This window comes from Peptacetobacter sp. (genome assembly GCF_029264495.1).
Classification (GTDB): Bacteria; Bacillota; Clostridia; order Peptostreptococcales; family Peptostreptococcaceae; genus Peptacetobacter.
In genome coordinates, this window is sequence record NZ_JARIBH010000074.1 from 1 (window position 1) to 23,957 (window position 23,957).

Annotated in this window: 22 protein-coding genes and 1 other annotated feature; of the genes, 1 reads left to right on the forward strand and 21 read right to left on the reverse strand. The window is 25.7% G+C overall.

What is annotated here, in order from left to right:
- Window positions 1–265 precede the first annotated feature (265 nt).
- The 11 genes from Q1J78_RS06855 to Q1J78_RS06905 all read right to left on the reverse strand — a co-directional run bounded on the left by Q1J78_RS06855 (window position 266) and on the right by Q1J78_RS06905 (window position 10,025).
- On the reverse strand, window positions 266–1,102 hold the full coding sequence (locus tag Q1J78_RS06855; RefSeq protein WP_300275956.1) for a glycoside hydrolase family 73 protein: 837 nt from the start codon (window positions 1,100–1,102) through the stop codon (window positions 266–268).
- A 166-nt stretch (window positions 1,103–1,268) separates the two neighbouring features.
- On the reverse strand, window positions 1,269–2,327 hold the full coding sequence (locus Q1J78_RS06860; RefSeq protein ID WP_300275958.1) for an ABC transporter substrate-binding protein: 1,059 nt from the start codon (window positions 2,325–2,327) through the stop codon (window positions 1,269–1,271).
- Entirely contained in the window at window positions 2,328–3,002 is a 675-nt protein-coding gene (locus Q1J78_RS06865; RefSeq protein ID WP_442952111.1) for an ABC transporter permease, read from the reverse strand.
- Window positions 3,003–3,121: 119 nt separating this feature from the next.
- Entirely contained in the window at window positions 3,122–3,964 is an 843-nt protein-coding gene (locus tag Q1J78_RS06870; RefSeq protein WP_300275962.1) for an ABC transporter permease, read from the reverse strand.
- Window positions 3,951–5,006, reverse strand: coding sequence for a spermidine/putrescine ABC transporter ATP-binding protein (gene potA, locus Q1J78_RS06875; RefSeq protein WP_300275964.1), 1,056 nt, complete (start codon window positions 5,004–5,006; stop codon window positions 3,951–3,953). Before potA ends, Q1J78_RS06870 begins: the two co-directional genes overlap by 14 nt.
- Window positions 5,007–5,057: 51 nt before the next feature.
- A complete protein-coding gene (locus Q1J78_RS06880) occupies window positions 5,058–5,597 on the reverse strand; it encodes a helix-turn-helix domain-containing protein (protein WP_300275966.1) in 540 nt (179 codons plus the stop codon).
- Between the two features lie 469 nt (window positions 5,598–6,066).
- The gene (locus Q1J78_RS06885) at window positions 6,067–6,732 is read right to left on the reverse strand and encodes a YczE/YyaS/YitT family protein (RefSeq protein WP_300281650.1); all 666 of its coding nucleotides are present in this window, start codon (window positions 6,730–6,732) and stop codon (window positions 6,067–6,069) included.
- A gap of 102 nt (window positions 6,733–6,834) precedes the next feature.
- Window positions 6,835–7,221, reverse strand: coding sequence for a cytidine deaminase (gene cdd, locus Q1J78_RS06890; protein WP_300275970.1), 387 nt, complete (start codon window positions 7,219–7,221; stop codon window positions 6,835–6,837).
- A gap of 93 nt (window positions 7,222–7,314) precedes the next feature.
- Complete coding sequence (nagB, locus tag Q1J78_RS06895) at window positions 7,315–8,061, reverse strand: glucosamine-6-phosphate deaminase (RefSeq protein ID WP_300275972.1); 747 nt, start codon at window positions 8,059–8,061, stop codon at window positions 7,315–7,317.
- Window positions 8,062–8,113: 52 nt separating this feature from the next.
- Window positions 8,114–9,247, reverse strand: coding sequence for an N-acetylglucosamine-6-phosphate deacetylase (gene nagA / locus Q1J78_RS06900; RefSeq protein ID WP_300275974.1), 1,134 nt, complete (start codon window positions 9,245–9,247; stop codon window positions 8,114–8,116).
- 43 nt (window positions 9,248–9,290) lie between these two features.
- On the reverse strand, window positions 9,291–10,025 hold the full coding sequence (locus Q1J78_RS06905) for a GntR family transcriptional regulator (RefSeq protein ID WP_300275976.1): 735 nt from the start codon (window positions 10,023–10,025) through the stop codon (window positions 9,291–9,293).
- 152 nt (window positions 10,026–10,177) lie between these two features.
- On the opposite strand from Q1J78_RS06905, the gene Q1J78_RS06910 reads away from it, so the two are divergent.
- Window positions 10,178–11,023 (forward strand): CvfB family protein, encoded by an 846-nt coding sequence (locus Q1J78_RS06910; RefSeq protein WP_300275979.1) that lies wholly within the window; start codon window positions 10,178–10,180, stop codon window positions 11,021–11,023.
- A gap of 56 nt (window positions 11,024–11,079) precedes the next feature.
- Here the strand turns inward: Q1J78_RS06910 and Q1J78_RS06915 are convergent, their stop codons facing one another.
- The 10 genes from Q1J78_RS06915 to Q1J78_RS06960 form a co-directional block, all read right to left on the reverse strand.
- A complete protein-coding gene (locus tag Q1J78_RS06915) occupies window positions 11,080–11,250 on the reverse strand; it encodes a hypothetical protein (RefSeq protein ID WP_300275981.1) in 171 nt (56 codons plus the stop codon).
- Window positions 11,251–11,484: 234 nt separating this feature from the next.
- Entirely contained in the window at window positions 11,485–12,738 is a 1,254-nt protein-coding gene (locus Q1J78_RS06920; protein WP_300275983.1) for a radical SAM/SPASM domain-containing protein, read from the reverse strand.
- Between the two features lie 511 nt (window positions 12,739–13,249).
- Window positions 13,250–14,254, reverse strand: a complete 1,005-nt coding sequence (locus Q1J78_RS06925; protein ID WP_300275985.1) for a sensor histidine kinase — start codon at window positions 14,252–14,254, stop codon at window positions 13,250–13,252.
- Window positions 14,255–14,577: 323 nt separating this feature from the next.
- Entirely contained in the window at window positions 14,578–15,288 is a 711-nt protein-coding gene (locus Q1J78_RS06930; protein WP_300275987.1) for a LytR/AlgR family response regulator transcription factor, read from the reverse strand.
- Window positions 15,289–15,691: 403 nt separating this feature from the next.
- Window positions 15,692–16,174, reverse strand: a complete 483-nt coding sequence (locus Q1J78_RS06935) for an NUDIX hydrolase (protein WP_300275989.1) — start codon at window positions 16,172–16,174, stop codon at window positions 15,692–15,694.
- 1 nt (window position 16,175) lies between these two features.
- Complete coding sequence (locus Q1J78_RS06940; RefSeq protein ID WP_300275991.1) at window positions 16,176–18,605, reverse strand: U32 family peptidase; 2,430 nt, start codon at window positions 18,603–18,605, stop codon at window positions 16,176–16,178.
- Window positions 18,606–18,733: 128 nt separating this feature from the next.
- Complete coding sequence (locus Q1J78_RS06945) at window positions 18,734–19,354, reverse strand: cell division protein ZapA (protein WP_300275993.1); 621 nt, start codon at window positions 19,352–19,354, stop codon at window positions 18,734–18,736.
- A gap of 28 nt (window positions 19,355–19,382) precedes the next feature.
- Complete coding sequence (gene pheT / locus Q1J78_RS06950; RefSeq protein ID WP_300275995.1) at window positions 19,383–21,776, reverse strand: phenylalanine--tRNA ligase subunit beta; 2,394 nt, start codon at window positions 21,774–21,776, stop codon at window positions 19,383–19,385.
- Between the two features lie 26 nt (window positions 21,777–21,802).
- Window positions 21,803–22,822: a phenylalanine--tRNA ligase subunit alpha gene (gene pheS, locus Q1J78_RS06955; protein ID WP_300275997.1), complete on the reverse strand. Its 1,020-nt coding sequence runs from the start codon at window positions 22,820–22,822 to the stop codon at window positions 21,803–21,805.
- Window positions 22,823–22,873: 51 nt separating this feature from the next.
- Window positions 22,874–23,105 (reverse strand) — a binding site (T-box leader).
- A 54-nt stretch (window positions 23,106–23,159) separates the two neighbouring features.
- A complete protein-coding gene (locus Q1J78_RS06960; protein ID WP_300275999.1) occupies window positions 23,160–23,954 on the reverse strand; it encodes a TrmH family RNA methyltransferase in 795 nt (264 codons plus the stop codon).
- Window positions 23,955–23,957 lie beyond the last annotated feature (3 nt).

Genomic DNA, 23,957 nt, shown 5'->3' on the forward strand with positions numbered 1-23,957 from the left:
GTTCGAACTATTTGTTCGAACTAAATATATCTGCTGTTCAGTTTTCAAAGTTCATTTTAATCTTTCGATTTTCTCTTTTGTTTCTTGCCCTCTCTCAAGGACAAGTATTATATTACCACCTAATTAACAAAAGGTCAACACTTTTTTTATATTTTTTTATTTTATTTTTTTGAATGAGATATTTATAAAAATATCTCATATAGATTTATCTAATAATCTTTATAAAAATATCAATCTACAAATTCATATACTTTATTTTAAAATATTACTTTTTCTGATATTTTAAATCTATTTTTTCTAATTTATATCTATTCATAAAATCTATTAATATATCAGCATAAACAGGTTCTCCATCAGAGTTTTCTTTTGTTGCATATCCTGCATTTTCTAGTATTTGAGCCTGTTCTTTGCCACTTTTCGCCTTAAATAATCCTGCTTTTTCATATCTTTTGTTCTCGTTCAAAAATTTACCATAATCAAATATAGATTCTTTGTATGATCTATATTTTCTAAATGCTGCATTTTCTGTATTATTATAATTTTCTTTTGTCATCATATTTATTTTTCTTCCATTCCAAGATTTATCTGCTTTGATTCCAAATAAATTAAATCCTTCTTTTGATAATTCTGATTTTCCCCAATTTGATTCAACTGCTGCCCGTGATATAGTAACTGATGGATAAATACCATACTTTTCATAAACATCTACTGCTATTGGCTCTATCATATTTATAAAATCATCTCTTTTTATATCTTCTATATATCCTCTACCAAATATTGAATATATAAAAAATATAAATATTGTCAACCCTATTAAAATAGCTGATATTTCCACCTTTTTGTTTTGTTTTTTGCTATTTTTATGAATATTTTTTGATTTTCTATTCTTTTGATTTCTATTTTTTTCATCGTATTTTCTATTCTTTTTTAATTTTATATTATTAGAATTATTATTTTTTTTATTTGTACTTTTTTCTGAATTTATTTTATTTTTTTGATTTTCTATTTCTATTTTTTTATTAGCTTTTCTTTCTTTTTGATTTTTCACTACATTCTTTGATAAATCTATTAATTCTTCATTTTCAAAATTTCTTTTATCCATAGTAAATATCCTCTTAAATATTTTCATAACTTTTTTTATTCTTTTTTGTATAATATTTTTTATTATATAATATGAGTTATATTCAAGCAATATTTTAAACTGTATATCTTCATATTAAAAAAATTTACAATAAAAAAATGATAGATATGTATCTATCATTTTTGTTTTACTTTGATTTTAATTCAATCCAAGCTCTATTATATACCTTTAAGAAATCGCCTAAATCTATAAATGTTTCACATTTATTTAATAATTTTTCATCTGGATAACCTGATGGATCATTTTTTATTTCTTTATCAAGTATTTTTAAACATTCTTTATTAGGTGTAGAATACCCTATATATTCTGTATTTACTTTAGCATTTTGTGGATCTAATAAGAAGTTTATAAACATTTCTGCTTCTTTTTTATTTTCAGCAGTATTCGGTATACACATAGTATCTACCCATTTATTACTTCCTTCTTTAGGTACAAAAAATTTAAGATTTGGATTTTCTTGCTTCATAAGAGGATAATCTCCTGAATAAAACATTCCTATATGAGCATCTTCTCCAACCATTCTATCTTTACCTTCATCATTTACATAAGCTAAAGCATATTTTTTTTGTTTTATTAATAAATTTTTTGCTTCATCTATTTCTTTTTGATTCTTTGTATTCATACTATATCCTAATTTAATTAATGCCGCTCCCATAGTATCTCTAACAGAATCAAATACAAGTATTTTTCCTGAATATTTAGGGTTCCATAATATATCCCAAGAACCTATATCTTTTTTATCAACATATTTATCATTATATGCTATCCCTAATGTTCCCCACATATATGGAACACTATACTCATTTTTAGGATCATATTTAGGATTTAAAAATTTTTTATCTATATTTTTTATATTAGGTATATTTTTAAAATCTATTTTTTTAAGCATACCTTCTCTTCTCATTTTAGAAACCATATAATCAGAAGGTACAACTAAATCATATTTTGTACTACCACTTTTTACCTTTTGATACATCATTTCATTTGTATCGTATGTAGAATATTGTACTTTTATTCCTGTTTCTTTTTCAAATTTATCTATTAAGCTCTCATCTATATAATCACCAACATTGTAAACATTTAATACTTTTGATGAATCTTTTGCACCCGTACATCCAGTCAGAGGAATTATAATAATAGATATAAGTAAAAAAAGTGATATTATCTTCTTTGTTGTTAAATTCATTTATTTTCCTCCTTCTGATAATGATTGTTTTTTATTAGAAAGTAAAAGCAATATAAGAGCTGTTACAAACATCAATGTTGATAATGCATTTATTTCTGGTTTTATACCCCTTCTTGCCATAGAGTATATTTCTATAGATAAATTTGTTACACCATTTCCTGAATTGAAAAAACTTATTATAAAATCATCTATAGACATAGTAAATGCCATTAAAAATCCAGAGACTATTCCTGGTTTTATCTGTGGTAAAATTACTTTTCTTAAAGCATAAAAAGGTGTCGCTCCTAAATCCATAGCTGCATTTTCTAAATTTTCTGGCATCTGTCTTAATTTAGGAAGTACAGATAGTATTACATATGGAATACAGAACATTATATGTGCTATTAACATTGTTAAGTATCCAAAATCTACTTTTATAAATACAAATAAGCTCATTAAAGCTACACCTGTAACTATTTCTGTATTTAATATAGGTAAATTATTTACGTTCATCATTATAGCTTTATTTCTAGGTCTCATTTTATTGATACCTATTGCACTTATAGTTCCTATTATTGTCGCCAAAACAGATGCTATTATAGCTATTGTTACCGTATAATAAAGTGCTGTCATTATAGTTCTATTTTTAAACAGATTAATATACCATTTAAAAGTAAATCCTCCTATATGTCCCATTGATTTTGAATCACTGAATGAGAATATTATCAATGCAAATATAGGTATATAAAGAAATAGAAATACTAAAAGCATGTATATATCTGAAATTATTTTTATTCTTTTTTTATTTTTATTCATTATATAATCATACCTCCTTCTCCATTTCCATCATCCATTTTTGACATTATAGACATTGATATTAATATTACTATCATTAAGAATATTGATATTGCAGAACCAAAGTTCCAATCTCCAACAACTGTAAACTGTTGTTCTATTAAATCACCTATTAAAAGAGTTTTACCTCCTCCTAATAGTCTTGATATTGCAAACGATGTTATCGATGGCATAAATACCATTGTTATTCCCGAAAATACACCTGGTAAACTAAGTGGGAATATAACTTTTCTAAAAACAGTAAAATTATTAGCACCTAAATCATGTGCCGCTGCTATTAAATCATTATCCATTTTTGATAATGATGTATATATAGGTAATACCATAAAAGGTAAAAAGTTATATACCATACCAATTAATACTGCAACTGGAGTATATAGAATTGATTTGTAGTGTATTCCAAATAACCCTAAAAAATTATTTATAAGTCCATTTTGACCAAGTATTGCTGCCCATGAATATGTTCTAAGTAGGAAATTCATCCACATAGGTAATATAAATAAAAGTATTAAAGTTCCTCTTTTACTTATTGGAGCTTTAGATATTATATATGCTACTGGATATCCAATTATTATACATGCTAAAGTAGCTCCTCCAGAAATTAATATTGATCTCCAAAATACAGAAATATATATTGGATTCAATACTGATTTAAAGTTATCTAAAGTAAATACTACTTCTCCATTAACTTCTTTTGTAAAACTATAATAAACCATTAATAATAATGGAATTATTACAAATATAGCACTCCAAACTATATATGGATATGCAAATTGTGATTTTGATTTTCTATTTGACATCATCATCACCAACTTTTTTCATTATGTGAATATCTTCTGGATATATATTTATTCCAAGTTCTGTTCCAACTTCTGCATACTGAGTATTATGAAGTAACCAAGTTCTACCATTTTCTTCAAGTTCTATTTCATAATGTACTCCTCTAAATATTACAGATTTTACTTTTCCTACTATCATTCCTTCTGATGGTTTTACCATTTTTATATCTTCTGGTCTTATGACAACTTCTATATTTTCATTTTTTTCAAAACCTTTATCCACACATTCAAATTCTCTATCAGCAAAAATAACCTTGAAGTCTTCTAACATTATTCCTGGTAAAATATTACTTTCACCTATAAATTTAGCTACAAATGAGTTTTTAGGCTCATTATATATATCTACTGGATTTCCCATCTGTTGTATTTTACCTTTATTTAAAACTATTATAGTATCAGACATACTAAGTGCTTCTTCTTGATCATGTGTTACAAATATAAATGTTATTCCTAATTTTTTTTGTATTCTTTTTAATTCTACCTGCATTTCTTGTCTTAATTTTAAATCAAGTGCTGCTAAAGGTTCATCAAGAAGTAAAACTTTTGGTTCATTAACAACAGCTCTAGCTATTGCTATTCTTTGTTGCTGTCCTCCTGAAAGTGAATCAATATCTCTATTTTCAAATCCTTCTAATGCAACTAATTTTAAAACTTCTTTTACTTTTCTATCTATTTCGTCTTTTGGAACTTTTTTTATTTTTAATCCAAAAGCTACATTTTCATAAACATTCATATGTGGAAATAATGAATATTTTTGGAAAACAGTATTTACATGTCTTTCATTTGGTGGAAGATTATTTATTTCTTTACCTTCAAATATTACACTCCCTTTATCTGCATGTTCAAATCCTGCTATTATTTTCAACATTGTTGTTTTTCCACAACCTGATGGTCCTAATAATGTTAAAAATTCATTTTTCTTTATATCAAGATTAAAATTATCTAATACTATATTATCTCCGTATACTTTATTTACTCCTCTTAACTCTATTATGTTTTCTGTCAAAATATAACACCTCTTTCTTACTCTTCTTATAAATCAACTACTCTAAAATTATTAAAAAGTCGGTGGTGTACTAACCCATAGCACTTTTGCCAATGTTTTACCCTCATTTGATAAATAATGTTTTGCTCTAGGTTTAAAATAGAAACTTTCACCTTTTCTTACTTTTAACTTTTTATCTCCTAAGTGAAGAAATACTGAACCTGCTAAAACATATCCAAATTCTTCTCCTTCATGAGGTTTCTCCTCTTTATATTGCCCTCCTGGTTGAATAGTTACTATAACTGGTTCCATTTCATTTTTTTGTGAATTAGGTACTAACCATTTAAATTCATATTTTAACTCTTCATCTTCTGTCTCAAACATATCGTCTTTTACAAATACTATTTTTTCACTTTCTGTGTCATTGAAAAATTCTTTTAAATTTGTACCTAATATTTCTAAAATATCTATTAATGTCGCTATAGATGGTGATGTTAAATCATTTTCAAGTTGTGAAATAAATCCTTTTGAAAGTTCACATCTATTAGCCAATTCTTCCTGGGTGAGCTGTTTTTCTATTCTAAGTCTTTTTATTTTCTTTCCTATTTCCATTTTATTTCTCCTAATTTATATATAAAATTCACTAAACTCTAAGTTTATCATTTCTAAACCATAACAATTAGATATTATAAACAAAAAGTTTATTTTTTTCAAGTATTTTTTTATTTTTTAATTATATTTTATTCCCTTTTAACACCTTAAATTTTCAACGTATTTTTATATCTCTTACATATTAGCTTATTATTACCTTTGTATAAGTTTAGTATTTATAAATATATTTTGAAATTTTTTCATTATTTTCTTTTATAATATACTACCTTGCTTTTTACTTTTTTAGTTTTAAAATTTTTCATAAATTTAATATGTGTATTTAATATCTATAATAATTTGCATATAGATTTATTTTTTATATCTATATAAATAAAAAAGAACCTTTCTATTTATTAGAAAAGTTCCTTTTATTTAAGTAAATTATAAAAATATCTTTTATTCCAATTATACTAACTTGAAATTTATAATATTATTTTGTCATATTATTAGATAAATTTTTTACATATTTTATATCATCAACAATATATCTATTTTCAACTTCTGTCGCATCAAACTTACATATTTTAAATACAATTTTTATTGCAAGCCCTAATCCGAAAGCACTTATAATAGTTCCTATCCCTACTTTTCCTCCTAGAAGTATACCTATAACAAGTGCTGTAATATCCATAGATACTTTTACAATATTCGCTGATTTTCCTGTTTTTTTCTGAAGACAAACCATAAGCCCATCTCTTGGTCCACTTCCAAGACCACTATCCATATAAAATACCATTCCAAAAGAAAGTATCAATAGACCAAATATAAGAAGTAATAATCCTGACAATATGGTATTTGCTTCTGGTATTAATCCAGAATATATTATCATATCCATAAAAAGACCCACTAATACCATATTAGCGACTGTTCCCCATCCTATATTATCTCCCAAAATAAAGTCTGCTATCATTGTAAGTGATGCTATTATTATTGTAGCTGTACCGATTGTTATTCCTAATTTATCAGATATACCCCGATGAAGAACATCCCATGGCTGCATACCTAAGTTAGCATTTATAGTCATAACTATACCTACTGAACAAATAAAAAGTCCACCTACTAGCTTCACTAATTTTGATATAATTGTTTTAAACATAGTACATACACCGTCCATTTGATAAAATTTAAACCATTAATATCATAATATAAGCTTTTCTTCTAAAATTCAAGCTAATATACTATTTTTATTTTAATTAATTTAAAGATTATCTGCTCCAAATGCAAGAGGCATTAAATCCTCTATATTTGTAATAATTGTATCTTTTCCATTTGATAAAATTATTTCAGTATCTCTTTCTAATAGTTCTGACAATACTTGTCTACATGCACCACATGGAGTTACTAGTTTTTCACCTCTTGAGACTATTGCTATACATTTTATTTGATTTTTTCTATATCCATTTGAATATGCTGCAAATATAGCATTTCTTTCTGCACAATTCGTAAGTCCATAAGATGCATTTTCAACGTTAGCTCCTATAAAGAATTTTCCATCTTTTGTTTCAACACAAGACCCAACTTTATATTTTGAGTATGGTGCATATGCATTTTGCATAGCCTCGAATGCTTTATCTAATACTTTCATATATATTCCTCCGATACAAAATATTTTTTTATTTTAACATATAAAAACACCACTGTAACATGTTAATTACAGTGGTATTAATATTTTATTCAATTATTTTACTATTTCATAATCTTCTTTATTTAATTTAGAAGCTGCTTTTTCATCAAGTATTATTATTACATCTTTATGTAATTGAAGTGCACTTGCTGGAACCATTGGATCTATTTCGCCGTATACAGTTTTTGCTATTGCATCTGCTTTTGATTCTCCTGATGCTAATAAAACTATTTTTTTAGATTTTAATATAGTTCCTATACCCATACTTATTGCTTTTTTAGGTACTTCTTCTTCAGAATCAAAGAATCTTGAATTTGCTTCTATTGTAGATTGAGTAAGTTCTACTAAGTGAGTATTTTTTATAAATACTGAATCTGGCTCATTAAATCCTATATGACCATTCTGACCGATTCCTAATACCTGTATATCTACTCCACCTGCATTTTCTATTCTTTCTTCATATGCTTTACATTCAGCTTCTACATCTTCAACCATTCCTTTTGGAAGATTGTAATTTTTTATATTTACATGATTGAAAAGATTTTTTTTCATAAAATAATCATAACTCTGATCATTTTCTGCTGGTAACTGATAGTATTCATCTAAATTGAAACTTGTTACATCTTCAAAATCTATTTTCCCTTCATTGTATTTTTCAATTAATGAAGCATACATTCCTTCTGGAGTACTTCCTGTTGCTAGTCCTAATACTGAATTTGGTTTTAATATAAGCTGTGCTGCAAATATTCTAGCCGCTTTTTCACTCATCTGAGCATAATCTTTACATACTAATATTTTCATTTTTATCCTCCAACTATTTATTAATTTATTATTACCGCTTTGCGGATTTTTATTAATTTTGTTCAAATACTATATCACCTGTGCATATAGTCATACTACAATTGAAATCATCGTCAAATAATGCAAAATCTGCATCTTTACCTATTTCTATGCTACCTTTTTTATCAGATACATTTATTGCTGTTGCTGGATTTAAAGAAGCAAGATTTATAGCTTCAACTACAGTAAGATTTGTGTTATTGTAGAAGTTTCTTACCATAGAATTCATTGCTGAAACACTTCCTGCTAGTGAGCCATTTTCTAATCTAGCAGCATTGTCTTTTACTATAACTTTTTGACCCCCTAATGAATATTCTCCATCTTCAAGGCCTCCAGCTTCCATTGAATCTGTTATAAGAATTAATTTATTTTTACCTTTGTTATTTATAACAAATTGGAATAATCCTTTGTTAACATGTATTGTATCTGCTATGATTTCAGTATAAATATTTCTAGTTAGTGCTGCACCAACTATTCCTGGTTCTCTATGATTTAAAGGAGTTTGAGCATTGAATAAATGTGTAACACTTCCAACACCTTCATCTATTGCAGCATTTGCTTCATCAAAAGTCGCTTTACTATGTCCCATAGATATTAATATATCTGTACTTCTTTTTACTGATTTTATAAATTCAAAGTTTACATCTTTTTCTGGTGCAATTGTTATAACTTTTATAACATCTGAATAATCTTTTATAAATTTAAATTCTGGAACTGCTATAAATTTTGCATTTTGTGCTCCTTTATATGCTTCATTTATAAATGGTCCTTCTACATGAGAACCTAAAACCTGTGATCCATTTAATTTTTTAGCTTTTGCTCTTCTTATTGTTTCAAGAGAAGTATATATATCTGATTTTCCCATTGTCATAGTAGTTGGTAAAAATCCAGTAACTCCATGACGTGCTACTGATTTAGATATTGTTTCTATTGCATGGTCTGTACCATTCATAGTATCTTCTCCCATATTACCATGTATATGTATATCTATTAAACCTGGTGATATATATTTTCCTTTTGCATCTATCACTTCACAATTTTCAGGAATTTCACTAGTTATACTCTGTATTTTATTATCGAATATAATATTTTTTCCTTCTAACACTTTATCTTTTAGTATAATTCTACCATTTGTAAGGCATTTCATTTTAACGACCTCCTAATTAATAATCTTTATATTATTTTATAATTTACATACCTATATTTATTTGATATTGATATATATCACTTCTTATTATAGAAATTGTATATTCTATAATATCATCATTTTCAGTATAAGAAGTTCTTCTAATATCAAGTGCTAAACTTCCTTTTTCACAATGCAATTTTTCTCCTATATGTAAATCTAGTTTCAACGGATCTATTGTCTGTTCTACTCTAGCTACTCTATAACCATATTCATTCTCTAATATCCTATAAAGAGAATTATTATCTAACATACCTTTTGTCATACCTGCACATACCTTTTCTGGTATATATGCAATCTCATATACAAACGGTTCATTTTCAACGTATCTAAGTCTTATTATTTTATAAACATTTTCTTTTTTATCGTTTATTCCAAGTTTTTTCATTATATTTTCTTCAGGATTTAGGATTTCAAACTTAATTATATCCGTTTTTATATCTATACCTCTGCTTTTCATAACATCTGTAAAGCCTTTTACATTATTAAATTGATATTTCTTTTTCTTTTTAGAAACAAAAGTACCCTTACCCTGTTTTCTATAAAGAATTCCTTCTGCAACAAGTGAGTTTATAGCTTTGTTTACAGTCATTCTACTAACTTCTTGTTCTTTACAAATCTCTCTTTCTGGAAGAAGTACATCTCCTTCTTTTAATTCTCCAGATTTTATCATATCTTTTATAATTGATTTTAATTGAAGATGAAGAGATATTGAACTTTTCTTATTTACCTTTTTCATATCTATTCCACCTTTATTTTTGGTATATACCAATTATAATCCAATACTATTTTTTATTCAATCCTTTTCCAAAAAATAAAATAAATTTTAACAAATAAATCTTTATTTGTATTATAATAGATTTAATAAGCAAAACGTTAGGAGTGAAAATTTTGATAAAAATAGGAGAATTAAATAGACTTGAAGTAAAAAGAAAATCTGATTTTGGTTACTTTTTAGATGGCCAAACAGGAAATTCAACAGATGATATTTTACTTCATAATAAATTTATAGAAAATCAAAATGATATAGAAATTGGAAAAGAAGTAGATGTTTTTATATTTAAGGATTCTAAAGGTAGATTTGCTGCAACTACTATAAAACCTTTAGCTTGTGTTGGAGATATTGCATATTTAAAAGTTGTAGATAATACTGACATAGGTACTTTTATAGATGTTGGTCTTCCAAAAGATGTTTTAGTTCCTTTTAGAGAAAAAACTCATCCTATGTTTAGAGATGAAAAATACCTATTCTATATATATGTTGACAAAAGTGGAAGAATAGCTGCAACTACTGATATAGATAATCATCTTACAACAGACCATGAGTACAATTTAGGAGATACTGTAACTGGTATCGTGTACGGATTCCAAACTAATGGAACTGCTATGCTTTGTATAGACAACAAATATGCGGCAGTTATACTAAATAACGAATACTTCACAGATTTAGATGTTGGGCAAGTTATGGAAAATCTAAAAGTTATAAAAATATACGATGATGGAAAACTAGGTCTTACTCCAAGAGCGGACAGAAAATCTGAAATGGATTCAGTTGAATACAAAATATTAAGCTATCTTGAAGGAAATGACGGATATATGAGATTTAATGACAAATCTGATCCAAAAGATATAAAAATATTATTCAATTCAAGTAAAAAGAACTTCAAAAGAGCTTTAGGTGTCCTTATGAGAAAAGGTATAGTATATCAAGATGAAAACGGAACATATTTAAAATAATATAATTATAAAAGGCATATACCAATTTTAGTAGTATATGCCTTTTTTATATATTTTTATAGTTTTCTTCCTTTTTTTACACAGTTATTCTGTGTTTTACAATTAAAGTTTAATATACATCCTTTTAATTTATCTTTTTCTTTCTCTATATTAACACCTTCATTAAATACAAAAAAGCAACCTACTTTACTAATAATTGAATTTTTACTTTCTAATATCCATTTCATATTACTAATCCTCCGTTATTTTTTTATACAATTATTTTGTTTACCACAAGTACATTTCCATACACATAATTTAAGGCATAATGTCAATTTACATAGTTTATGTGGCATACATGGATATGGTCCTCCATCTACTCTACTATCTTTGTTATTTAATATATTTACTTCTAAAATCCACTTTATATTTATTTTCTACTATATTTTAAGCTATAAGGGTTAGTTTTCTAACAATTTAAATTAATTATATTCTAGCTTTTGCTTGTAAATATTTTCTATTTTCCTTATAACTATCTCTTTTTTTTCAAAGCAATCATTTTTACCATACATTTTTCTTGAATAAGGACATCCACCCATACATATAGGTAATAAATTGCATTTTCTGCATTGATTATCTTCAACTGGATTATAAGCTCCATAATAAATTAATGTATTGTTAATCTCTATTCCATCCGTTACATTTCCTATACATCCTTTTTTTCTGCCTATTTCATCCCAACATTTATAAAGATTCCCATTTGGATCTATTACAAAAGAGTTATTAGTTACAGCTCCACAAATATTAGGATTAAATTCAGGAATATTAATAAAATTTTTATTTTTTCTTAAAAATCTACTATTGTATTCAGTAAATTCTTCTTCTTTCAATATATTAATATTGTTTTCATTAAGTAAATCTTCTACTTTTGCTATATATAAAAATACTTTATCATATATATCTTTTTCTTTTAGTATACCTACTAATTCATCTATTCCTTCTTTATTTGTATTATCTAAATTAACTCTTATTGTTATATCTATTAAATCACAACTATTTTTTATATTTTCTATTATTCTATCAAAACTACCTTCTCCTGAAGAAAGTTTTCTCCTAGAATCATGTATTTTAGGAGGTCCATCTAATGTTATCTGAGCTGAGTTTATCTTCATTTCTTTCATTTTTTTAGCATATTCTCTTGTAAGTAAATATCCATTAGTAACTATATCTGCCGAAAAATCTTCTATCTTAATATACTTTAATATTTCATTTGTTAATTTTTCAATTATATTAAATGCCATAAGTGGTTCTCCACCATACCAACTTATACTTAATGGTTCATCTTTTTTTATATTATTTTTTATAAATTTTAAAGTATTTTCTATTGTATTTTCATTCATTGTTGTAAAATCTACACCTTTTTCATAACAATAAGGACATACAAAATTACATGATAGAGTTGGTGCTATAGTTAAAAATAATCCTTCATTTTTATATCTCCGTATATTACTATAATATTTTATTAAATCTACTTCATTCAAAGAATCCTCTACTATCATATTTCCTTTTATTAATTCTTTTTTTAATAACGATTCATTTTTATCAATATCCAATTTTATATTTTTATATTCATTCAAATCTTCTTCTTCTATTAAAATAATTCCTGAACTAAATGTATTATATAATAAAATATTATTTTTAATTTTATGTTCAATATTAAACTGTGAAAATTTCATTTTACCTCCATTTTATTATTTAATTTTTGAAAAATATAAAATTAAAATCATACAAATATAAGGCGAAATATCATAAAATAATTCCAAAATATTATCAAAAAATAATAAAGGAAAGATTATCAATGTATATATTGATAAACTTAAAATTAAATTTAACATAGATATCCATTTATAAATTTTAATATCGCTATGTACTGAAATAATATACGCTATCATGCTTAAAACAATATATATCATTAGATTATTATTTTCTGATAATATACCTATATTTTTCATTAAAATTAATATAAATGGAACAAATATTATTATACTTGATATCAATTTATTCCTTTTAACAAACTTATCTAGTTTATAATTAAAAAATTTTATTTTATCCATCTTTATAAATACAACTCCTTTCATTAATATTTTTATAAAAAAAAGATATCACCTTATAAACAATTATCTTCTTTCAAAATTCTTGTTTACAAAATAACATCTTAATTTAAATTGTTCAATATATTTTGCCTATCTAGGCATTATTATTGCTTATCTGGACCAATGGAATATAGATTGTTATTTCGAATACATTTTCTCTATCATTTATATCCATATTTCCATTATATTTTTCAACTACATTTCTTACACTTTGTAAACCTAACCCATGCAAAAAATCATCTTTTTTACTAGTAATAATTATATTTTCTTTTTTTATAATTATATTTTTTTTATTATTTTCTATTTTTATAAAATAAAATTTGTTTATTATATTATCTTTTATAAATATTTTTTTATATTCTTCATCCTCTATATTTTTACTAGCTTCTATAGCATTGTCAAGTAAATTAGAAAATATAGTGCATATATCTGTCATTTCTATAAAATCACACTTTTTTAAGTTTAAATCTACATATAATTTTATATTATATTCTTTGCATATTTCCTCTTTTTCCATAAGTATAATGTCTAATATTAAATTATTAGTATGAAAACTATTTTTTACATCCTCTAATTTTTCTTTTATTTCATTTATATATTTTTTTCTATCCATACTATTTAATTTTTCTATACACATAATATGATTATTCATATCATGGTATATTTCTCTAACTTTTGAATAATTCTTTTGCATAGAGTTATAATATTGGTACTGCATATTTAACTTTTCTTTTATCAATTTATTTTCATAATCTAATTTATTATTTTTTAAGATTCTTATAATCATTTTTATTATAGCTAAATTTGAAAACATAGATGATATTATTAAAATTAAAATTGTTATAAAATTAGAATTGTACTTTATTGTATTAGTCATCAAAAATTCAAATATTATCACTATGCTAACAATATTTACTATTAGAGGCAATAATAATTTTAAATATTCTTCTTTTTCTAAGTCAAATACAAATTTCCAACGTTCTTTTTTTATTTTTAGTAAACTTAAAACTAGTATTACCTTCGTAGCAACAAAATACTGTATAAAATAAATATAATTATTAAATAATAAATTTATTCTTTCTATATTTTGAACTTTCATTAAAAATATCGTTACTAATGAATCTATTCCTATAATAAATAAACTATAAATAAATATTATAAAAAATAATCTTTGCAATCTTATATTATAATTATATCTAATGTTCATACTTACAAATAATATGTTTATACATAATCTTAAAAATAAATCTTTACTAAAAATAGACTCTATAATTATAACCAAAATTAATAATAAATTTGAGTATACAAATTCTTTTTTATTTTTCACTCTACTTTCAAATTTATTTATTATAACAATAAAAATTAATATATCAAATACACTAGAAAATATTCTAATCAATTCGCAGTAAAATATATTCTCCATTATATTTTTCTCCCTATAAATCTAGTAAAATTCTGTTTTAAATCCTTTATTCTATATTTACTAACAGGAACTTTATCTTCTCCAATAAAAACAGTATCCTTGGTTATTAAATCTATATACATCATATTCACTAAAAAGCTTTTATGTACTCTAAAAAATCCATAGTTTTCTAATTTTTCATCAAATTCTTCTATACTTTTCCAAAAACAAATAATATTCTTATCAACTAAATGAATTATTAATTCTTTTCTATTTATCTCAATATATTTTATTAAATCTATTTTTATTTTTTCTATTTTCCCATTTTGATCTATTAGAAAATAATTTCTTTTATTTTTATTTATTTCTTCTATACAATTCAAAATACTTTCTTGAAACTCATCAAATTTTATAGGTTTTAATATATATCTATACGCCCTTACCTTATATCCATCTTTAGCATACTCTATAAGACCTGTTAAAAAAATTATTTCAGAATTAATACCTCTACTTCTTATATTTTTAGCTGCTTCCATTCCATTTATTTTTTTCATTTTGATATCTAATAAAAATATATCTACATCATCTATATTTTTTTCCAACATTTCCTCTGCTGAATTAAATATATTAATATTATAATTATAATCTATATTTTCAAATATTCTTTTTAAGTAATTTAGTATTATTTCTATTTGTTCTTTATTATCTTCACAAATAACTATATTATACATATTTTATCACCATCCAAATTTTTCATAAAATATCTATATTTATATTATAATCCTTTTTCATATGCTATAATTTACAATATTGTTACAAAAAAAAACAAGAAAAGTATTTCACTTTTCTTGTTTTCTCCAGTAATAAAATACTTTGCGGAATATAATAAATTAAGATGGATATTACTGATAACAAAATTAATTTTAATTTTATATTATTACTCATTTAACATACCCTCCTTCATTTTAGATTACTATCATTATAGCATTTATTTTTTTATATTCAATATCATTTATTTTTTATATTTATTATATTTTTCCTATCTAGGTAATCTACACTAATTTTCTTAATAAAAAAGTATCTAGTAATTATTACTGTTTATTTCAGTATAATCACTAGATACCTTTTCATACTTTAGTAGAAATCTACGTGATATTTATCCAAGATTTCCTCTTTATATTCAATTTTTGCATTAAACACCTTTTTAGTAGCTACCCACTCTAAAAATACTCTATCTCCATCCCACATATTTAAGTCCATAACCTTATCGTTATCGACCCAAAGAAGTCTACCCTCTGGACAATCATCCAATCTATCCTCTGGAACCTCTCCTTCAAAATCTCTACAACTAAATATAAACATATACCAGTTGTCGTCATTTGCAAATTTAGGGAAAGAAATAAGTCCATGGTATCTTAAAGAATTTACAGTTAATCCAGTTTCTTCTTTAATCTCTCTTATTATACATTCTTCTGGTGTTTCTCCAAACTCAAATTTTCCACCAATACCAACATACTTTCCTTCGTGTACGTCGTTTTTCTTTTTATTTCTATAAAGCATAAGTGTTTTACCATCTTTTTCAATATAGCAAATTGTTGTAAGTACTGTATTATTCATATTACTCAACTCCTTTGTAAAAATGAGCTGTTGTATAATTTCTATTTTTATTTAATATATTTTTTGCAGTATCACTTAATTCAAAGTCATTTTCTGTTGTTTCTATATATGCTTTAGTTATTTCTCTAATTTCTATTGGATTTTCTATTGTAAAATCTAATCTAAAGAAATCCACACCAGTTTCTGCAACATCTTCAAGATTTTCTATCATTATTGTAGGTTCAGAATTGTATATTGTAGTTCTACAGAATTCATTTTGAGATAATCTAAATTTATTTCCTTTTTGGTCTTCTAACATATATTTATCTTTTCTACATTCTGCACATCTTTTATCTTTTTTGCAATCTCTAACAATAACTCCCATTGGACAGTATTCACTTATCATCATAGGTGTGTATCCGTATACAACTGTTTCTATTTCAGCATCTGTATATTTTATAGATTCTTTTATTTCACTAACATTCATCTCTTGAGATATACAAATACTTTCCATTCCACTACTTCTAAGCCAATTCATACTTTCACCATTGAAAGCATTTAAAGACCAATCAGCTCTTATTCCACAGCCACAATTTTCTGTAAAGAATTTTATTTCTCCCCAACTAGCTACAAGTACAGAATCCTCTTCTGATATATTATCTATTATTTTATCAAATACTTTATAATCATTATTTCTCATAATTCTAGGTGCAGAGTATATTATCTTTTTGTTGTTATTATATGCAATTTTTTTAGCTTCTTCAAAATCATACAGATTATCATAATATATTGTATCGATATCTAAATCTACTATAGCTTTTAATTGTTCAATATTTTTAACTTTAACTCTTATTTTAGGTTCTTCTTCCATATGTTCTGGTCTTTTATCTTCAATATAATATTTTATTTCTTTTGATTTTAAACTTCTACCAATAACTTTTTCTCTAGATTCAGATAGTTTTTCTATAGCTTCTCTTCTCATTTTATTTATAAGACTTATAGGTATACTGATTCCATCTTCTATATCTATTTCTATATTTTCTACTCTATATGAAGTATTTCCAAGTTTTTCAAGTTGAGTTTTAACTTTTTCTTCTGACAATGCTACTTTCATAGCTTTTTCAGCTTCTTTTTCACATTCAATAGATACAATATTTCCCTCAGTATCAGATATTTCTAAGACTGGTTTTTTAGATAAATTAGCTTTAAATCTCATATATACAGGAATTTTTATAAGTTCTTTATCATTTTCAAATGTAGATTTAACTCTTTCTATTAAAGAATTATCCGATGTTTTAAATACTTCTTGATTTTTTCTAGCTTCTCCTACAAAATCAAGTTCTATAATTTCTCCAGCAAATCCTATTTCACTTATTTCATTTCCTTTTATTATTCTACCTATTGTTCCTCCACCAAGATTTATTCCATCACCTTTTTTTAGTGTATTTTCTAATTTTATTTTTAATCTTTTTCTTTTTTTATTAAAATCTACAACTTTACCTATATAAAGACCTCTATTATTAGGTTTTTCTGAGTTCATAATATCTATCCCTTTTTCGCCTAATATATATCCTTTAGTAAATTTTCTGTTGAATATAGTGTATAATTCATTCATTTCTTCAGAAGTTACACCAGTTTTTCCTGTAGATATATAATTATCAGCTGCCTGTCTATATGCTGATACAACAGTTGCTACATATTCAGGTCTTTTCATTCTTCCTTCTATTTTTAAAGAAAGAACCCCAGCATCTATTACTTCTCCAATTTCTTCTATTGTATTTAAATCTCTTGGACTAAGTAGATAATCCCCATTATTCTCCATAACTTCATCAGTTTCAATATCTATAAGTTCGTATTTTTGTCTACAAGGTTGTGCACATCTTCCTCTATTTCCTGATCTATTTCCTATCATACTACTCATTAGACATTGTCCTGAATAACATACACAAAGTGCTCCATGTACAAATACTTCTATATCTATTTTTACCTTTGAACATATTTCTTTTATTTCTGTAACAGTTAATTCTCTAGCTAAAACAACTCTATCAAACCCTATACTTTTTAAGTATTCTACATCTTCAAGAGAATGTGCCGCCATTTGAGTACTTGCATGTATTTCAAAATCAGGAAGTTCTCTTTTTATAAGCATTGCCATTCCTATATCCTGTACTATAACTGCATCTATATCTATATCATATAAAAATTTTATATATTCTATAAAATCTTCTACTTCATTTTGTTTGATAAGTGTATTTACTGTTACAAATAATTTTACACCCCTTGTATGACAATATTTTACTGCTTCTTGTAGTTCTTCTCTATCAAAATTATTTGCTGATGCTCTAGCACTAAAATCTTTTCCACCTAGATATACTGCATTTGCTCCATTTTGAACTGCTGCTTTTAAAGCATCAAAACTTCCTACTGGTGCTAAAAGTTCTATATTATTCATATTTTTATTCCTTTCTTTTTAATCTATATAATTAATTTTTCTAAATTTTTATTTAAATTTTGGCTACAAAAAAGAGCCACTTTATATATTATATGTATCAAGTGACTCTTTTTGCAATAATATTTATATTATTTATTTATTTTATTTTTTAATTCAGTATTCTCTAATTGAAGTTCATAAGAAGTGTTTTGAAATTCAGATGCTATCTGTTCTGCAACTTTTATTTTATTATTAGCTTCTTCTAATTTTAATTCTAGCTCTTTTACTTTTTCATCTACAATTTCTTCTTGAGAAACAGGATTATTTTTTAATTCCAATATCTCTTTTTTCTTACTTTCTACTAAATCCATTAATTCTTTCATTTTTGATTCTAGTTCTTCAATTTCTGAATTTTTTTCTTCTAAATTACTATTTAAAGATTCTATTTCTTTATCTTTTTCTTTTATAGCAATACTTAATTTTTCTATTTCTTCTGCTGATTCATTTGAAACTACATTTGATGGATTATTTTTTAATTCTTCCAACTCTTTTAGTATTTCTTCATTTTCTTCTGAACACTCAAATAATATATCAGCTATATTTAAAGCTGTAAGTATTGAAACTGCTGAAACACTAAGTCTTGAATTTGCCTCTGCTATTGTACTCATTTCACTATCAACATATTCAGCTATTTTTTTCATTGTTTCAATAGACTTTTCACCTGTCATTTGATATTCAGAGCCTTGTATTTTTACGCTAACTTTATTCATTGGTTTCATCTCCTAATGATTAGTTTTATTAAGCTCTTAATTCAGCACCTAATTTTTCACTTAATTCTTTTAGTATATTTTCATGAACTGGTGCTATATCTTCATCAGTAAGAGTTTTTTCAGCACTTCTATAAGTTATACTGTATGCTACTGATTTATATCCTGTTTCTATTTGAGAACCTTTGTATACATCAAATAATTTATAACTTTCTACTAATCCTTGTCCATTAGCTTTTATTATATCTTCTATATCTTTAACATATGTATCTTCTTTTACTGTAAGTGCTATATCTCTTGAAGTTGATGGATATTTTGGAAGAGCTTTAAATATTATCGTTCTATTAGAATTTTCAAATACTACATCAGTATTTATTTCTGCTACATATACTCTTTGATTTAATCCGTAGTTTTCAAGAACATCTGGATGAAGTTCTCCTATGTAACCAACTAATAGCCCTTCAATTTCTATTCTAGCACATCTTCCAGGATGGAATGTAGTATTTTCTTTTTCTGGAATTATTTCATATTCTTTCATTCCAACTCTTTCAAGAACTTTTTCTAATGCTCCTTTTAGTACAAAGAAATCAACTTCTTTTCCGTACATAGCCATACACATATTGTTTGATTCTGTTGGAAGTCCTTCTTTATTTGGAGTAAATATATGACCACATTCAAATCCTGCAAATTCTGGATTTTTTCTAGACATATTTGTATATACTATATCAAGCATATTTGGTATCATTGTTGTTCTCATTACTGAAGTTTCTTCTCCAAGTGGGTTTAAAAGTTTTACAAACTGTCTTTTTGGAGAATCCATTGGTAATTTTATTTTATCAACTCCAGATGGACTTACAAATGAATAACTTAATACTTCATATAATCCTGTAGATAATGCTGTACTTCTTAATACATCATTAAATTTCTGTCTTTCAGTTTTTACTCCTGCTGTATAATTTCCTTCTAATTGTTTTGCTGGTATATTTTCAAATCCATATATTCTAGCTATTTCTTCTAATACATCAGCTTCTTGTTCCATATCTAATCTAAATGAAGGAACTTTTATTTCTAATTCTTCAGCTGAAATTAAATTACATTCAAATTCTAATGATTCTAATATTTCTATAAACTGAGATATAGGAAGATCTACACCTAATCTAGCAGTTATTCTTTTAGGATTTACATTAAGAACTTTCTGTTCTTCTTTTGATGGATAGTTATCTTTTATTCCTTTTACAACTTTACCTGCTCCTAACATTTCAACTAACTGAGCAGCTCTATTTACAGCTAATTCAGCAAGATTAGGATCTATTCCTTTTTCAAATCTTGAAGATGATTCTGTTCTAAGACCTAATTTTTTTGATGTAGCTCTTATATTTTCTGATTGGAAGTTTGCACTTTCAAATAATAATTCTGTAGTAGTATCTTTTATTTCTGAGTTTAGTCCACCCATAACTCCAGCTAATGCTAAAGATTTTTCACCATCAGTTATAACTAGCATGTCTTTATCAAGAATTCTTTCTTGTTCATCTAATGTAGTGAATTTTTCGCCTTCTTTAGCATTTCTTACTACTATTTTTCCTGTTTTTATATCATTTAAGTCAAATGCATGCATAGGTTGACCCATTTCTAACATCACATAGTTTGTTATATCTACTATATTATTTATCGGTCTAACTCCTGCTTCTATTAGTCTTCTTTGCATCCAATATGGAGATGGAGCTATTTTTACATCTTTAACAACTCTAGCTGTATATCTTTTGCAAAGTTCTGGATTATCTATTTCTATATTTATATCTATATTTTCATCACATTCTTCTTTTACAGATACTTCTGGATATTTTATTTTTTTGCCTAATGTAACTGCTGCTTCTCTAGCTATACCTATTACACATCTACAATCAGGTCTATTTGATGTTAATTCAAAGTCTATAACAGCATCATTTATACCTAAAACTTCTTTAACATCTTTTCCTGTTTCATAACTATCTTCATAATCTAATAGGAATATACCATCTTTTTTATATTCTTCAACATATTTTTCATCTATTCCAAGTTCTTCTGAAGAACACATCATACCTTCTGATACTTCGCCTCTTAGTTTCCCTTTTTTTATTTTTATTCCACCAGGAAGGCTTGCACCATGTATTGCTAGAGGTATATAATCTCCAACTTTCACATTTTTTGCTCCTGTAACTATCTGAAGTTCTTTTTCTCCAGCATCTACTTTTGTCACTATTAACTTATCTGCATTTGGATGTGGATTTATTTCAAGTATTTTACCAACTACAACTTTATCTATATCTTCACCAAAATATTCAACAGTTTCCATTTTTGTACCTGTCATTGTCATCATATCGGCAAATTCTTTTACGTCCATATCTATATCCACGTAATCTCTTAACCATTTTACTGATACTAACATCTATTTTTCCTCCCTATTTCTTCAGATTAGAACTGATCTAAAAATCTAACGTCATTTTCAAATAATAATCTTATATCATCTATTCCATATTTAAGCATTGCAAGTCTTTCAACACCCATTCCTGCAGCAAATCCACTATAAATTTCTGGGTCTATTCCACAGTTTCTAAGTACATTAGGATGTACCATACCTGCACCTAATATTTCTATCCAACCTTCACCTTTACAAACTGGGCAACCTTTACCACCACATTTAAAACAAGTAACATCTATCTCTGCACTTGGTTCAGTGAATGGGAAGTTATGAGGTCTGAATTTTGTATTTGTTTCATTTCCAAATAATTTCTGTACAAATGTATTTAAAGTTCCTTTAAATTCTGTCATTGTTATATCTTTTCCAACAACAAGAAGTTCTATCTGATGGAACATTGGAGAATGTGTTGCATCAGGAGAATCTGATCTGAAACATCTACCTGGTGCTATTATTTTTATAGGTAAATCTTCTTTTTCCATAGTTCTTATCTGAACTGGAGATGTCTGAGTTCTTAATAATAAATCATCACTTATATAAAAAGTATCTGACATATCTCTTGATGGATGGTCTTTTGGTGCATTTAACGCATCAAAATTATTTCTAACTGTTTCCACTTCTGGACCTTCTGCTATTGAAAATCCCATACCTAAGAATATTTCTGTTACTTCATCTATTATTTTTGTAATAGGATGTTTTTTACCAACTTTAAATTCTTTAGATGGCATTGTTACATCTATTACTTCTTCTGCTAATTTTTTCGCTTGCTCAGCTTTTTTTAATTCTGTTTTAGCATTGTTTATTCCATCTTCTATAGCTGATCTAACTTCATTACCAACTTTTCCAACTATAGGTCTTTCTTCTGCTGATAATTTTCCCATTCCTTTTAATATTATTGTAAGCTCACCTTTTTTACCAAGGTATTTAACTCTAAGACTTTCAGCTTTTTCTATACTGTCTGCCTCTGCTATTTCAGCTAATGCATTTTTTTGTAGCTCAAGTAGTTTTTCCTGCATTTTTATCATCCTTTCAAATATATTTTCAATAAAAAAAGTCTTTCAATCCCAGCTAGGGACGAAAGACTATAATTCCGCGGTACCACCCTAGTAGCCTAATTATAATTTAGACCACCTCAAAAAATTTAACGCATTTTTTACGTCTCAACCTACACATATTAAACTTCAGTTGAGAAACTCCAGAGTGAACTTCCTATGATATTCCAGAAGATTGCTCACAGCCTCGACAATCTATCTCTTTACTGAAAAAATTCATAGTACTTTTCTCTATCAAAGTATTTTATAAATTTTATGATTTATTTACAATTACTTGTAATTATATCATATTCAGATTATTCTATACAAGAGATTTTTTTATTTCATACATTAATATAGCAGAACTTATAGCTGCATTTAATGATTCTGCACTTCCATATATAGGTATTTTTACAAGTAAATCTGAGTTTTCAGCTATTATATCATCTATTCCATTTGCTTCATTTCCTATTACAAGTGCAACTTTTTCACCGTATTCTACAGTATCATACCAATTTTCTGTATTTAACCAACTAGATACTATTTTTATTCCTTTAGCTTTCAATTTTTCTAACATTTCATCTCGTTTGGCAGGAATTATATTCATACTAAATATAGAACCCATTGTAGATCTTATTACCTTAGGATTATATATATCTACGCATCCTTTTAGAGTTATTATAGTGTCTACTCCTGCAGCATCTGCTGTTCTTATTATTGTTCCCATATTTCCAGGATCTTGTATTCTATCGAGTACCACAATATATTTATCTTTATCTGTTAGATTATTTTCTAAGCTTTTCTTTTCATAAGATACTACTGCTAAAATTCCTTGTGTATTTTCAGTATCTATCATTTCATTAAAATTTTTATTTGTAGTTTTATATACTTTTATACCTTCATTTTCTAGTTTGGATAAAAATTTTCTATGTTCTTCTTTATTTTCAAAATCTTCATTTATAAATACATAGTTTATGATATCTTTTTTTTCAAGTGCCAAACTTAAAATTCTATATCCTTCTATTATAAATTTACTTTCTTTATTTCTATTTTTTGATTTTAATAATAATTTTGTACTCTTTATTTTTTCATTATCTTTACTACTTATTTCTATCATATA

Coding starts and splice junctions, on each gene's coding strand:
- Q1J78_RS06855 (WP_300275956.1), bottom strand. CDS start 1,102: ATGGATAAAAGAAATTTTGAAAATGAAGAATTAATAGATTTATCAAAG.
- Q1J78_RS06860 (WP_300275958.1), bottom strand. CDS start 2,327: ATGAATTTAACAACAAAGAAGATAATATCACTTTTTTTACTTATATCT.
- Q1J78_RS06865 (WP_442952111.1), bottom strand. CDS start 3,002: ATGGGACATATAGGAGGATTTACTTTTAAATGGTATATTAATCTGTTT.
- Q1J78_RS06870 (WP_300275962.1), bottom strand. CDS start 3,964: ATGATGTCAAATAGAAAATCAAAATCACAATTTGCATATCCATATATA.
- Q1J78_RS06880 (WP_300275966.1), bottom strand. CDS start 5,597: ATGGAAATAGGAAAGAAAATAAAAAGACTTAGAATAGAAAAACAGCTC.
- Q1J78_RS06885 (WP_300281650.1), bottom strand. CDS start 6,732: ATGTTTAAAACAATTATATCAAAATTAGTGAAGCTAGTAGGTGGACTT.
- cdd (WP_300275970.1), bottom strand. CDS start 7,221: ATGAAAGTATTAGATAAAGCATTCGAGGCTATGCAAAATGCATATGCA.
- nagB (WP_300275972.1), bottom strand. CDS start 8,061: ATGAAAATATTAGTATGTAAAGATTATGCTCAGATGAGTGAAAAAGCG.
- nagA (WP_300275974.1), bottom strand. CDS start 9,247: ATGAAATGCCTTACAAATGGTAGAATTATACTAAAAGATAAAGTGTTA.
- Q1J78_RS06905 (WP_300275976.1), bottom strand. CDS start 10,025: ATGAAAAAGGTAAATAAGAAAAGTTCAATATCTCTTCATCTTCAATTA.
- Q1J78_RS06915 (WP_300275981.1), bottom strand. CDS start 11,250: ATGAAATGGATATTAGAAAGTAAAAATTCAATTATTAGTAAAGTAGGT.
- Q1J78_RS06920 (WP_300275983.1), bottom strand. CDS start 12,738: ATGAAATTTTCACAGTTTAATATTGAACATAAAATTAAAAATAATATT.
- Q1J78_RS06925 (WP_300275985.1), bottom strand. CDS start 14,254: ATGAAAGTTCAAAATATAGAAAGAATAAATTTATTATTTAATAATTAT.
- Q1J78_RS06930 (WP_300275987.1), bottom strand. CDS start 15,288: ATGTATAATATAGTTATTTGTGAAGATAATAAAGAACAAATAGAAATA.
- Q1J78_RS06935 (WP_300275989.1), bottom strand. CDS start 16,174: ATGAATAATACAGTACTTACAACAATTTGCTATATTGAAAAAGATGGT.
- Q1J78_RS06940 (WP_300275991.1), bottom strand. CDS start 18,605: ATGAATAATATAGAACTTTTAGCACCAGTAGGAAGTTTTGATGCTTTA.
- Q1J78_RS06945 (WP_300275993.1), bottom strand. CDS start 19,354: ATGAATAAAGTTAGCGTAAAAATACAAGGCTCTGAATATCAAATGACA.
- pheT (WP_300275995.1), bottom strand. CDS start 21,776: ATGTTAGTATCAGTAAAATGGTTAAGAGATTACGTGGATATAGATATG.
- pheS (WP_300275997.1), bottom strand. CDS start 22,822: ATGCAGGAAAAACTACTTGAGCTACAAAAAAATGCATTAGCTGAAATA.
- Q1J78_RS06960 (WP_300275999.1), bottom strand. CDS start 23,954: ATGATAGAAATAAGTAGTAAAGATAATGAAAAAATAAAGAGTACAAAA.